We start from the raw sequence: 12,171 nt of genomic DNA, 5'->3' as shown, positions 1-12,171 counted from the left end.
AATTATGAATTTATCTACCTGTTTCACCTGCTTCCTCTTCTCTGTCACCTGTCACCTGTCACCTATTTCCAAATGAAACGCACAACTTTAACTTTAGTAATTTTAGCCTTGGGTTTAAGTGGTTTTGTCTATTTTGATGAAATTAGACGGAAAAATCAACCACAACAATTTGCACAAAATCACCTCAATAAAATAAATCAGGTAAATCAGCAAAATCAACAAACTCAGACCACTAAACAACAGATTTTCTCATTTAATGTTGAGGATGTTCAATCTATAGATATTAAAACGAAGGACTACACTTTAAATTTAGAACGGAGTCAGAAACTAGAAGCGCCAAAATGGTCAATTAAATTACCAAAATCTCCTAACCCAGAACCTGCAAAAGAGGCTATAGTTTCTTATTTAACGGATTTATTGGTTAAAGGTAAAAGTGAAAGTAGTGTATCAATTTCACCTAATCAATTGAGTGAATTTGGTTTAGATAAACCTCAAGCGACTATTGATATTAAACTGAAAAATCAAAAAACGCATCAAGTAATTTTAGGGAAATTTAATTTTAACAATACTTTCTTATACGCCCAAGCTGATCCTGTGATCGACAATAATGGAAATATTCAGGTTTTATTAGTTTCTAAAGATTTTGCTAATGCTGTAAATCGGGAATTATCAGAATGGCAAGAAATATCTCAAGCATCTGCTAACCAACCTAATGAACAAAACACTGAAAAATCTGGTAAACAACCTAGTGCGGAAGGTGCTAAACAAGCTGAACAAGATACTAAATTAGACCTTGTACCAATACCCATAGATCCTAATCCTGCCCATACTAAATAATTAATAATTAATATTAACTACTCTCACCCATTACCCATTACCTATTACCCATCACCCATCACCCAAACAAAATGAACCCAAGAGCAACTTTACTGATTTCTTGCCCTGATCAAAAAGGATTAGTCGCAAAATTTGCTAATTTTATTTATGCTAATGGTGGTAATATTATTGATGCTGATCAACATACAGATTTTGAAGCTGGTTTATTTCTCACTCGTATAGAATGGCTGTTGGATGGTTTTAATTTACCCAGGGATTTAATTGGTGCTGCTTTTAATGCGATCGCCCAACCTTTAGGCGCTAAATGGGAATTACATTTTTCTGATACTGTTCCCAGAATTGCAATTTGGGTAAGTCGTCAAGACCATTGTTTATTAGATTTAATTTGGCGGCAAAAGGCACAGGAATTTAATGCAGATATACCTTTAATTATTAGTAATCATCCCCATTTACAGGAAGTTGCAGCACAATTTGGTATTGATTATCATCACATTCCCATTACTAAAGATAATAAACAAGAACAGGAAATAAAGCAATTAGAATTACTGCGTCACTACAATATTGATTTGGTAGTTTTGGCTAAATATATGCAGATAATAACTGATAATTTTATTCAGCAATTCCCGCAAATAATTAATATTCATCACTCATTTTTACCTGCATTTATTGGTGCGAATCCCTATCATCGAGCTTTTGAAAGAGGTGTAAAGATTATTGGCGCAACTGCCCATTATGCAACTGTTGATTTAGATTGTGGTCCAATTATTGAACAGGATGTAGTTAGGGTAAGTCACCGGGATAATGTAGATGATTTGATTAGAAAAGGTAAAGATTTAGAGAGAATTGTTTTAGCTAGGGGAGTGCGATCGCATTTACAAAATCGCGTTTTAGTCTATGGTAATAAAACCGTAGTTTTTGAATAAATAACAGAGTTTTACTCCTGACTCCTGACTCCTGACTGCCCCTACGACTCCTGCAATATCGTTAACAGTCAAAATGCAGACTTTCATGAAATACTAGTTTCAAGTCTTATTGTTAACGACAAATGAAACAGCTAAAGTCACGTTCTCAAGATTTACGCAGCTTATTTGACAACAGTATTACCATAGAATATGTAGCCGAACCTCTCAAAGCCGTCAAAGGTGATGCAGATATGAGAGAAATTATAAATTGGATGGAGTTGCAGGATTTTGATGTTGTCGGAGTGGAAACAGAAGATAGTATTACAGGTTATGTAGAACGTTCTACTTTAAGAGAAAATTTACGAGAAAACCAATCGGGAAAATGCAGCGACTATCAACAAGTGTTTCATCCTCAAGAACTCATTGCTATGTCTACACCCTTGATGAAGTTGTTGCCAATTCTGCAACAAAAATCCAGATTATTTGTATTAGACTGTAATAATGTTAGTGGCATTATTACTTGTGGTGATTTGCAGAAAGCACCAGTCAGAATGTTGCTGTTTGGGTTGGTAACGCTGCTAGAAATGAATTTGTTACGACTGGTGCGGCTGTATTATCCCCAAGATTCATGGCAAAAAGTTCTTAAACCTGACCGCTTAGAAGCTGCTCAAAAATTATGGCGTGAAAGTCAAGAAAGAAATGAAGCCACAGATTTATTAGATTATCTGCAATTTTGCGACAAGCGGGAATTGGTATTAAATCAACCTGAACTGTTTGATAAATTGGGGTTAAAGTCAAAACGATCTGGTGAACGCTTTCTCAAATCTGCTGAAAATTTGCGGAACCGTTTAGCACACGCTCAAAATCTAGTCAATGGTTCCTCTTGGCAAGATTTGATTTCTTTGGCTGAAGGTTTGGAACGTTTATTAATCCATTGTGAAGAAATTGAATCTTAACGTATCCAGGAAATAGCAAATACTTTCTGATGTCAGTATAGTTAAAGGAAAGCACTAATGAAAAATTAAGAATTTATACAGTTAATATGTCTAAACAATTGCCTCCATCAAGTGATTTAACAAAATTGCCTACAGAAGCCGAAAGAGAAGAACAACTTATACAAGATGTCCTGCTTTTGTTGGAAAATATGGTTTACAGAGAGGAAGCAACAGTTAAGCTGATCTTGAATTGTCTCTATGATGCTGGGTCAACTAATTTGATTAACCAAAAGTTCCAGTCTCGCACTCTCAATAGAACCCTGAAATGGATTTCCAAAATGTCTAAACCTGCATTCAGGATGATTGCTTGGCAATGGTTTAAGAAGAATTGCCCTAAATTGATCACAGATTGGTTGCGAAGCCAAATTCAGTTTAAAAAAGTTGAAACCCCAAAAGTAGAGATAGTAGTAGAAGTCCAACGGACTAAATTAAATTCTCTTGATCAAGCTCAAAATCAGATGTATGAAGTCAAACAGCTTCGCTCTCAAGTTAAGTTGTTAACTGGTGTTTTAGTGGTAGTAGTGACAGTGTTAACTGGCAGCTTTGTTTGGGCTGGTTATTTATTAGAGCGATCGCATTTACAAGTAGTAGAAGAATTACAAACTCAGGTAAAAACTCTTGAGGCTAGTGTGAATAAGCATTAACTTGATACTTACTGTTGACATTTGTCAATTAATGTCAATGCTTACTCCAGTCAAATGTGTTTTGGTTTGAAGCAATAGTTCTGCGCCAGGCTGTTCTCCCTCTTGCAAGATTCAGCATTTTTTTTTCAACTATATCAGGTAACTGCTCCCAGGACAGGTCTCTTGTTATCTGTCACAACTTTTGACCTGCATAAATTGAGCGCACCTCACCATTACGGCGGATAATTGCCTCACCGTTACTTACGTCTACTAGCGTCCAACCAGTAGCACCAATATTTTCTCCCAGGTTAATCCGGCGAGTCACACCATCAATTTTGAACAAAGCCGCAGATTTGCTACCTAACTCTAACAATCCTTCCAACTCGGCTGAATAGGCGGGTAAATACACCTGTTGGGTAGTTGTGGGTGTAGTTGGTAATGTTTCTGGTTTCGGTAATGATGCAGTTGCGATCGCCGCAGGTAGTTTTGGTGGTGCTGTAGCTGGTAGTTTAGAAGCATCTGCCCGCTTCACAGTTGTCGTGGGTGAATTTTTTGCTGGTAGGGGCTTGGTTGCTTGTTGCACATTACTAGGGGAATCTTTGACAAACTCAGGTGGTGATACCTGCGCTGACATTGGGGAAACTTCTGGTAATGGGCGTATAGCTGGAGGTGCTTGATAAACAGGAACATGAACATATATTCTCTCTACCACATTTGTCACTCGACTGGGAGCAGGTGGGGCATTGTTAGCCGCCATTGGTAGTGGTAAAGTGCCAATAGGTTGGTTACTGGGCAAAGGCAAAGCGTCTGTTTGCTGGCGATTAACATCACTTAACCCAGATTTAGCAGGTGTTTGATCATTGCTAGAGCCTTGCTGGTCTATCACTGCCAAAGCCTGCAACATATAATTAACTAATTCACCATGAGGATCTGGTTGTACAGTTACTGGTGATTTTACCTGATCTGTTGGTGGTATATGTGGAGTAAATTGGGCAGTGATATTGGTGAATAATGTCGGCTGTGCTAGGTAGACTGAACCAACCATTGCCACACTTAAGGTTAAGCCTAACACGAGCAGGTTGCCTAATCCACCGCTGTGCTTTTGATTCCTTTTCCTAATTGCAGTGACAGAGGGAGGATTTAAAACCAGTGTACTTGGTTGCGGCTTTTGGATGGGCGCGATCGCTTTGGTTCCTCGGTGTACTGTCTGTGTCAAAACAACTTCTTGCATCTTCACCGCCACTGTTTGCTTATGTGGTACATATTCTGTTCTGATGGTTTTAGCAGGGCGCTTTCTACCACAATCTAGTATGTTGTCGATATCGGTGAAGAGTTCATCTATTAAGCCTTCAGCGTAAGTCTCTATCGACAGGGCTTCACTGGGGAGTAAGTCCTCTAGTGCTTCAGAAATCATTAGATGGGTGCTGGCTTCTGTTATCATAGACATTTTCTTTGTGGCTGCTAGAAAGGGAAAGGAAACCCAATGATGTCCGGGAAATCACTTTCTTTAAATTACACCACTAACCTTAATTTGGCAGTAATTTGGCAGTGGTATTAAATTTTACTGTGATTTATAAATGATTCAGAATTTTACTTCCAAAATCTCTGTAATTCATCATACTGATCCCCCACCCTATACTATACCCATCCTTAATGAATTTTTGTATCTGCTAATAAGGAAAACTCATTCTGCTCCTTGTTTTTACGGATTTCTAAATAAATTAACAGAGCATTGATATCAGCAGGATTAACACCACCAATTCTTGCTGCTTGCCCAATTGTCAAGGGTCTTACTTTTGCCAGCTTTTCTCTGGCTTCTTTGGAAAGGGTATCAATTGCTGCATAATCTAAATCTGCTGGTAATGTTCGATTGGCTTGACGAGCTATTTGCTCAATTTGGTTTTGCTGTCTGGCTAAATATCCAGAATACTTGATATCTATTTCCGCCCCTTCTTTTTCCGCTTGGTTGAGAGTGACGTTACTTAGTGCGTATCTTTCTAAATCTACATAGTGTATTCCCGGACGACGTAACAGGTCAGCGAGGGTGATTGAACCTTTGATTGCTTGTTGAGTTTCTTGGGCGATCGCTCTCCCTATGTCTTCATGCTCTTTAATTCTAGTCGAATGCAGTCTTTCTTTTTCGGCTATAATTTGCTCTTGTTTTCTCGTAAATAAATCCCACCGTCTGTCATCAATTAAACCAATTTCCCGCCCTAATGGTGTCATCCGTTGATCGGCATTATCTGAACGCAGCAATAAACGATACTCTGAACGACTCGTAAGCATACGGTAAGGTTCACGCAAATCCTTGGTACACAGGTCATCAACTAAAGTCCCGATGTAACTTTGTTCACGTGGGAAAATAATCATTTCCTGACCCCGGACAAACCGCGCCGCATTTACACCCGCTACTAAACCCTGGGCAGCAGCTTCTTCATAACCGGTTGTACCGTTAATTTGTCCTGCACAAAACAACCCTTCTACTTTCTTGGTCATCAATGAGGGATAACACTGGGTTGCAGGTAAATAATCGTACTCTACAGCATAGGCAGGACGCAACATAAAGCAGTTTTCCAAACCGGGAAGACTCCGCAGCATCAGGATTTGCAGATTTTCCGGTAAACCAGTGGAAAAACCTTGAATGTATAATTCTGGTATATCCCGTCCTTCTGGTTCAATGAAGATTTGATGACTTTCTTTATCTGCAAAGCGGACTATCTTATCTTCAATACTGGGACAATAACGGGGACCCTTGGCATCAACCCATCCACCATAAACCGGGGATAGATGCAAATTTTCTTCAATTAAGCGATGAGTTTCTTTAGTAGTTCTTGTCATGTGACAGGGAATTTGTTCCCGTTCTACCCACGCTTGGGGGTCAAAACTAAACCAGCGAACTTCCTCATCTCCTGGTTGAAGTTCCATTTTACTGTAATCTACAGACCGCTTATCTACCCTTGCAGGTGTACCGGTTTTTAATCTTCCGGTTTCAAAACCCAAGCGGTTAAGGGTGTCTGTTAAACCTACGGCCGCAAATTCACCTGCGCGGCCAGCTTCCATAGACTTGTTACCTACCCAAATTCTCCCACCTAAAAATGTACCAGTGGTTAAAATTACGGCTTTACATTCAAAAGCGACACCAAAATAAGTTTCTACACCTATTATTTCATCATTTTTTCCTAAGATTAAATCTGTCACCATGCCTTCACGAATTGTCAAATTTTCTTGGTTCTCGACAATTCCTTTCATGACTGCTGCATATTCGCGCTTATCGGTTTGGGCCCGTAATGCCCAAACTGCTGGACCTCTAGAAGAGTTGAGAATGCGTTTTTGTAAATAGGTGCGATCGGCCATTTTCCCAATTTCCCCACCCAAAGCATCTACTTCGTGGGTAAGTTGGGACTTAGCAGGTCCACCGACTGCGGGGTTACAAGGTTGCCAAGCGATTTTATCCAGGTTAAGGGTTAACAGGAGAGTGCGACAACCGAGGCGGGAGGTAGCTAAAGCTGCTTCACAACCGGAGTGGCCTGCACCCACTACAATCACATCATAAGCGTCTTGGAATTGAACAGCATTTTGCATGGTCATAAGTAGTTAGGAATTAAAAGTTAAATGTTTAAAAAGTTAGTTACTGTGGGTATTTTAGCGTATATTTGGGTTAGTTGTCAGAATCAGGATGTCTGGTTACTGAGCGAAGCTGAAGTACAGGATTTAAGGATTTACAGGATGTAGTTCTGGAATGTTCATATAAAATCCGATAATATTTAGATGATATCTTTTGTATGTACAATCAACTGAAATCATGAAAATTAATCAATTAAGCTACTATGACCGTGAACTAGAGTGGCAATTAGAACCAATTACTTTTTCTGATTTAACGCTTTTAGTTGGTATTTCAGGTGTAGGAAAAACTCAAATATTACAATCTATCATTGCTTTACAAAATATAGCTAATGGCAAATCATTGAATGGTGTCAAGTGGCAAATTTATTTTACAGCCAATAACGGTATAGAATATTATTGGAGTGGAGAATTTGAAACACAACAGATTTCATTAACTCTTTTAGATGATGAAGAGAATAAAGAAAATAAATTTAGAATCATCAGTGAGGTTCTATTAGCAAATGATAAGAAGATTATTCAAAGAGATCATCAAGAAATTAAATTCCATGATTTAACTTTACCAAAATTATCCCCCTTTCAAAGTGCAGTAGCGATATTAAGTGAAGAGGAAGATATTTCGCCTGTACAAGACAGCTTTAATAGTATAATATATAGTGATCAATCAATTTCTATAAATACATTTCATTTTATCAAGTATGCTCCATTAACCAAAAAATATTCATCTTTGAATTTAGATGATCTTCAAGAAAGTAATTTACCAACTCAAATTAAACTAGCGTTAGCATACAATCACTTTCCAGAAGTATTCAATCAAATCAAAGACAACTTTAGAGATATTTTTGTCCAAGTTGAAGATATAAAATTAGAACCAGATCAAGACGAAGATTTACCTAAAGTTATAGCAGAATATCCTTTGGTTAATATACAAGAAAAAGGTGTTAATAGATGGATTAATCAGCACCAAATTTCTTCAGGAATGATGAGAACATTAATGCACATCAGTGAACTGTATTTATCTGCGAAAGGAACAGTAATTTTAATAGATGAATTTGAAAATAGCTTAGGCGTTAATTGTATTGATATTCTCACTGAATTAATTTTAGAAAATAGAAACTTGCAATTTATCATTACCAGTCACCATCCCTACATTATCAATAATATTGGGATGGAACATTGGAAAATCATCACCCGCAAAGGTGGGGTAGTAACTGCTAGAGATGCGAAAGATTTAAACTTAGGAAAATCTAGACATCAAGCATTTATGCAATTAATGAATCTTGAGGAATACAAGGAAGGAATTACAGCATAATGAACCTTTATTTTCTTGTAGAAGGTAAAAGAACAGAAAACAAAGTTTATCCAGCTTGGTTAAAACATCTTTTACCAGAATTACAACAGGTTAAAAATTTTGATGAAGTAGATAAAAATAACTTTTATTTGTTCAGTGCTAATGGATATCCTTCCATAATTTATGATCATCTTCCTAATGCTATTTTAGATATTCAAGAAAATGGAAAATATAACTATCTTGTGCTTTGTTTAGATGCGGAAGAAAATACAGTTAGTGAAATTAAACAAGAAATTTACGATTTTCTGAAAAGAGAAAAACCAGACATGGATAATATTGAAATGGTAATAATTATCCAAAATCGTTGTTTAGAAACTTGGTTTTTAGGAAATCGTAAAATATACACTAGAAACCCGCAGGATAAACCATTATTAGAATATACTCGTTATTATGATGTTTCGATAGATTGTCCTGAACTAATGGGACAATATCAAAATTTTAACACTCATGCTCAATTTCATGAAGCATATTTAAAAGAACTATTTCGAGTAAAAAATATTTACTATTCTAAAAGAAATCCTGGTGATGTAGTCAAACAATTCTACCTACAGCAACTAATAGATAGGATAAAATCTGAAAATACCCATCTTCCTACATTTCAGACTTTTATAGAATTTTGTAGTTTAATCAGGTTAAAGTTATTACAATAGTAAAAATTCCAACAATAAATCCTGATTTCCTGATTTAGTTAATGTTGAACTAACATATTTTTGATATAGGCTAAAATCATCAATATCAAAATAAATATCAAAAATATCTTCAACCATGAGACTCCAACCTAAAACCAAAAAATATTTAATACAAATTTCATTAACCACCCTGATTATCTTACTATTTTCTAGTACCTTTACTATCCTCTATCTTAGATATAACCAACCATCGCCGAATTTGATCACCATCCGCAAAGATAATCCTGAGTCATCAGTATCAAAATTTATTCCAAATCAGCAATTTGACGCACAAAAAAAGTTTTTAGATACTATAAATTACCAACTACAAAATCTTCCCCAAACTAACACCTATGAATATATCTTACTTCGTGCCTATGGTGCAATATTTATTAATCAAAATCCAGAAATTAAACTGCCACCAAAAGTCATTGTAGATAATGAACAGGATACTAAACAAATTCAGGATAATCTACAACTAACCCTAGTTGAAGGTACACAAGAATGTTACCTGCAGAAAGCCGCCGCAGATGCGTTTAATCAAGCCAGAAATATCATAGATATACCTTTAAAATCTGGTTATTCTGGTGATTGTACACGTAGTTTTGCTACCAATTTACGATTTTGGCAGAAATATACAAATAACCAAACTTTAGAACAAGTAAAACAAGGAAAAGAAACTAATATTCTCAGTGTAGTTGCACCTCCAGGAACTTCACAACATCTCTGGGGTTTAGCACTTGATTTAAGAGTATCTAACCAAGAACAAAGAGAAGCATTAAACCAAAATGGTTGGTTTCAAACTGTTGCAAAAGATGTACCTCACTGGACTTATCTGGGTTGGGATGAAGAGAGTTTACCAAAATTTGGTTTACAGGAAAAAATAATAAGCGGTATTACTTATTGGTTGACACCAATTTAAGTAAATAAAACATAATTAAAACATAACTCAAACATAACTCAAACATCAAAATACTAATGAGATTTTCACGGTACATCTATATAATAAAAATCGGCATTTTTAGCAATTTCATCAAATCCTTGTAAGTAGTCTTTAATCACATATTTGATTTTTTCTAATGCTTCCTGTTCTGTATCACCTACAGTCCAGCATCCGGGTAATGCAGGACACCAAATAGCATAGACTTGATCTATTTTGTTCAACTTAACTTGATAGCGCATATCCTACATTTTCTGGTAACTGCTATACTCCTAATTCTATAATCTTTATTAAGTTTAAAAGGAATCCCTTGATACTGTACTAGCGAAAACTGTGATTAAAATAGGATAAAAGTGTAAAACTAATCGTCAGCATTCAGCTATCAGCAAGACCCTAAAACCATCAATAATAGGTTGTAAATTGCTATTATTAACACTGGTGTAATTTGACAAACCGAGAGCATCCTTGTTATTAACTTAATCTCTCTCTAGAGAATAGCTGATTACTGATTACTGATAGCTTTTGTAAATGCCATTGTAGATAATAATTATTACAATAAAATAATCACACCACTTTAATTTGGAGTTCTCACAGTGGGTTTATTTGATGATTTAAGTCGGTTTTTAGAAGCACGTTTAGAAGAATTTTTGCGAAATAACCCCCATCTGGAGTTAGAAATGCTGTCAGAACAGCTACGAGAGCAAGAAGATGATACACTAAAATTGATTGCAGATTTAAAATTACAAGAAAAGCGATCGCAAGATGAAATACTAGAAACAGCACAGGAAATACAACGCTGGCATATCCGTGTGCAAAAAGCCAAGTCCGCAGGTAGAGAAGATTTAGCTATACCAGCACAAGCAAGAGAAGACGCACTTTTGCGGGAAGGAAATCAAAAATGGGGACAGATGCAAGGTTTAAAAGAACGCATTACCCAATCTCAAGAATTACTACGCAAAATTCAACAGCGTCGTCAAGAGGTCCAAGCAAAAGCAGCAGAAGCGCAAAAAGCACGCGCACAAGCCCAAACTCAGCAACGTTTAGAAACCAATACTTGGCAAACTCCAGCTAGTAGTTATTCTAGCCAGTTTGATGATTTAGAAGAAAAGTTTCGTCGTTGGGAAACGCAAGATGAGTTGGAACAAATGAAACGCAACATGGGTAAATGATTTAGCATAAAGGATGGAATTTAAATGTTATAATTTCATCCTTAATATGTTATTAACTCTTGATAATTTACAGCATAAAATTTAATTCTTGAAAAAATATTTAATTTAGAAATTACAACTTGATTTTTTGAAAGATTTTCACTAGATTTAAATTAGATTTAACAGCAGAGCGCAGATCAATTAGGTACATAATTTAAATTGAAACCTATACACAAAGCTGGTTTTGATCCTGACTCCTGACTCCTACTCTAATTAGTTAGATGTTTTTATCAGATTTTTCTGTTTCCCTTCCACAGGTATTGAGCATTACTACTTATTCATCTTCACGACGTTTCAAATCATAACTGAGGAATGGAAAATAGTATCTTAGTAGACATTGTAGCCACTTTACAACGGTTATTTGTAGGTTATATCCCAGCCGTTATTTTAGGGATATTCATTGGTTTTGTTATTGGTATTAATGGCATAGTTTATCAGCTATTTAGTAGGTTATTCCAAATCCCAAATAGCATTCCTTCTATTGCCTTTTTACCTATTGCGCTGATTTTATTTAAAGAAAATGAAACGGCAGCTATTTTTGTAGTTTTTGTTGGTGTTCTTTGGGCGATAATTGTGGAAACTGCCACAGGTATTCATAAATTTCGCCAACAAGATAATAACTCTCGCGTAGCTATTCATTACATATTTAAAGCTTTAAGACTAGGTATGTGGATAGCTTGGTTTACAGTCATTGCTACAGAAATGCTTGCAGGTTCAAAAGGGTTGGGCTTTTTAGTTTGGAATGGTTATAAAGTCAACAACCCACGATACATCATTGATGCTTTACTCTACATCGCTGTTATTGGTGTTTTTCTCGACCAATTGCTAGACTTAACTGGTAGTGTTCTTTACCAAATAGTTGGCGAACAAAGTAAATCTTCTAAGAGTGAATAACTGATTATAACTGATTTATTTACTCATTATCTATTTCTCCGAATTGAACCTTGCCACCTTAATTTTTGTTGGGCAGAACGTTCACCTAAAGAACATCTCGTTTTCGATCTGAGTCATGATAGCGATCGCTAA

General features: G+C 36.3%; 12 protein-coding genes. 9 read left to right on the top strand and 3 right to left on the bottom strand.

Annotated elements, in window-relative coordinates; all coding sequences use genetic code 11:
* The first annotated feature begins 72 nt into the window (after positions 1-72).
* The 4 genes from H5968_RS08320 (at position 73) to H5968_RS08305 (ending at position 3,378) form a co-directional block, all read left to right on the top strand.
* Positions 73-837: a DUF4340 domain-containing protein gene (locus tag H5968_RS08320; RefSeq protein ID WP_187039567.1), complete on the top strand. Its 765-nt coding sequence runs from the start codon at positions 73-75 to the stop codon at positions 835-837.
* Positions 838-908: 71 nt separating this feature from the next.
* Positions 909-1,760 carry a formyltetrahydrofolate deformylase gene (gene purU, locus H5968_RS08315; protein ID WP_187039566.1) on the top strand — a complete coding sequence of 284 codons (852 nt, stop codon included), beginning with the start codon at positions 909-911 and terminating at the stop codon, positions 1,758-1,760.
* A 122-nt stretch (positions 1,761-1,882) separates the two neighbouring features.
* Positions 1,883-2,695, top strand: a complete 813-nt coding sequence (locus H5968_RS08310) for a hypothetical protein (RefSeq protein WP_187039565.1) — start codon at positions 1,883-1,885, stop codon at positions 2,693-2,695.
* Between the two features lie 86 nt (positions 2,696-2,781).
* Complete coding sequence (locus H5968_RS08305) at positions 2,782-3,378, top strand: hypothetical protein (RefSeq protein WP_187039564.1); 597 nt, start codon at positions 2,782-2,784, stop codon at positions 3,376-3,378.
* A 172-nt stretch (positions 3,379-3,550) separates the two neighbouring features.
* Here H5968_RS08305 and H5968_RS08300 read toward each other — a convergent pair whose 3' ends face one another.
* Together H5968_RS08300 and mnmG are read right to left on the bottom strand one after the other, a co-directional pair.
* Positions 3,551-4,804, bottom strand: coding sequence for a hypothetical protein (locus tag H5968_RS08300; protein WP_255427079.1), 1,254 nt, complete (start codon positions 4,802-4,804; stop codon positions 3,551-3,553).
* A 203-nt stretch (positions 4,805-5,007) separates the two neighbouring features.
* On the bottom strand, positions 5,008-6,945 hold the full coding sequence (gene mnmG / locus H5968_RS08295; RefSeq protein ID WP_187039563.1) for a tRNA uridine-5-carboxymethylaminomethyl(34) synthesis enzyme MnmG: 1,938 nt from the start codon (positions 6,943-6,945) through the stop codon (positions 5,008-5,010).
* 214 nt (positions 6,946-7,159) lie between these two features.
* Here mnmG and H5968_RS08290 point away from each other — a divergent pair, with 214 nt between their 5' ends.
* The 3 genes from H5968_RS08290 to H5968_RS08280 all read left to right on the top strand — a co-directional run bounded on the left by H5968_RS08290 (position 7,160) and on the right by H5968_RS08280 (position 9,919).
* The gene (locus H5968_RS08290; RefSeq protein WP_187039562.1) at positions 7,160-8,290 is read left to right on the top strand and encodes an AAA family ATPase; all 1,131 of its coding nucleotides are present in this window, start codon (positions 7,160-7,162) and stop codon (positions 8,288-8,290) included.
* Positions 8,290-8,979 carry a hypothetical protein gene (locus H5968_RS08285; RefSeq protein WP_187039561.1) on the top strand — a complete coding sequence of 230 codons (690 nt, stop codon included), beginning with the start codon at positions 8,290-8,292 and terminating at the stop codon, positions 8,977-8,979. Before H5968_RS08290 ends, H5968_RS08285 begins: the two co-directional genes overlap by 1 nt.
* Before the next feature lie 115 nt (positions 8,980-9,094).
* Positions 9,095-9,919, top strand: coding sequence for a D-alanyl-D-alanine carboxypeptidase family protein (locus H5968_RS08280; protein WP_187039560.1), 825 nt, complete (start codon positions 9,095-9,097; stop codon positions 9,917-9,919).
* A 65-nt stretch (positions 9,920-9,984) separates the two neighbouring features.
* Here H5968_RS08280 and H5968_RS08275 read toward each other — a convergent pair whose 3' ends face one another.
* Positions 9,985-10,179: a type II toxin-antitoxin system HicB family antitoxin gene (locus H5968_RS08275; protein WP_096567665.1), complete on the bottom strand. Its 195-nt coding sequence runs from the start codon at positions 10,177-10,179 to the stop codon at positions 9,985-9,987.
* 351 nt (positions 10,180-10,530) lie between these two features.
* Here H5968_RS08275 and H5968_RS08270 point away from each other — a divergent pair, with 351 nt between their 5' ends.
* Positions 10,531-11,106 (top strand): TIGR04376 family protein, encoded by a 576-nt coding sequence (locus H5968_RS08270; protein ID WP_187039559.1) that lies wholly within the window; start codon positions 10,531-10,533, stop codon positions 11,104-11,106.
* A 351-nt stretch (positions 11,107-11,457) separates the two neighbouring features.
* Positions 11,458-12,039 (top strand): ABC transporter permease, encoded by a 582-nt coding sequence (locus H5968_RS08265; RefSeq protein WP_187039558.1) that lies wholly within the window; start codon positions 11,458-11,460, stop codon positions 12,037-12,039.
* Positions 12,040-12,171: the final 132 nt, after the last annotated feature.

This window comes from Sphaerospermopsis sp. LEGE 00249 (assembly GCF_014299995.1).
Taxonomy (GTDB): domain Bacteria; phylum Cyanobacteriota; class Cyanobacteriia; order Cyanobacteriales; family Nostocaceae; genus Sphaerospermopsis; species Sphaerospermopsis kisseleviana.
Note: the sequence above shows the minus strand (reverse complement) of the source record. Positions and strands in the feature narration are given on the sequence as shown.

Bases quoted from the DNA above. Each gene is read 5' to 3' on its own strand.
- H5968_RS08265 (WP_187039558.1), top strand. From the start codon at position 11,458: ATGGAAAATAGTATCTTAGTAGACATTGTAGCCACTTTACAACGGTTA.
- H5968_RS08310 (WP_187039565.1), top strand. From the start codon at position 1,883: ATGAAACAGCTAAAGTCACGTTCTCAAGATTTACGCAGCTTATTTGAC.
- H5968_RS08305 (WP_187039564.1), top strand. From the start codon at position 2,782: ATGTCTAAACAATTGCCTCCATCAAGTGATTTAACAAAATTGCCTACA.
- H5968_RS08280 (WP_187039560.1), top strand. From the start codon at position 9,095: ATGAGACTCCAACCTAAAACCAAAAAATATTTAATACAAATTTCATTA.
- H5968_RS08300 (WP_255427079.1), bottom strand. From the start codon at position 4,804: ATGTCTATGATAACAGAAGCCAGCACCCATCTAATGATTTCTGAAGCA.
- mnmG (WP_187039563.1), bottom strand. From the start codon at position 6,945: ATGACCATGCAAAATGCTGTTCAATTCCAAGACGCTTATGATGTGATT.
- H5968_RS08285 (WP_187039561.1), top strand. From the start codon at position 8,290: ATGAACCTTTATTTTCTTGTAGAAGGTAAAAGAACAGAAAACAAAGTT.
- purU (WP_187039566.1), top strand. From the start codon at position 909: ATGAACCCAAGAGCAACTTTACTGATTTCTTGCCCTGATCAAAAAGGA.
- H5968_RS08290 (WP_187039562.1), top strand. From the start codon at position 7,160: ATGAAAATTAATCAATTAAGCTACTATGACCGTGAACTAGAGTGGCAA.
- H5968_RS08320 (WP_187039567.1), top strand. From the start codon at position 73: ATGAAACGCACAACTTTAACTTTAGTAATTTTAGCCTTGGGTTTAAGT.
- H5968_RS08275 (WP_096567665.1), bottom strand. From the start codon at position 10,179: ATGCGCTATCAAGTTAAGTTGAACAAAATAGATCAAGTCTATGCTATT.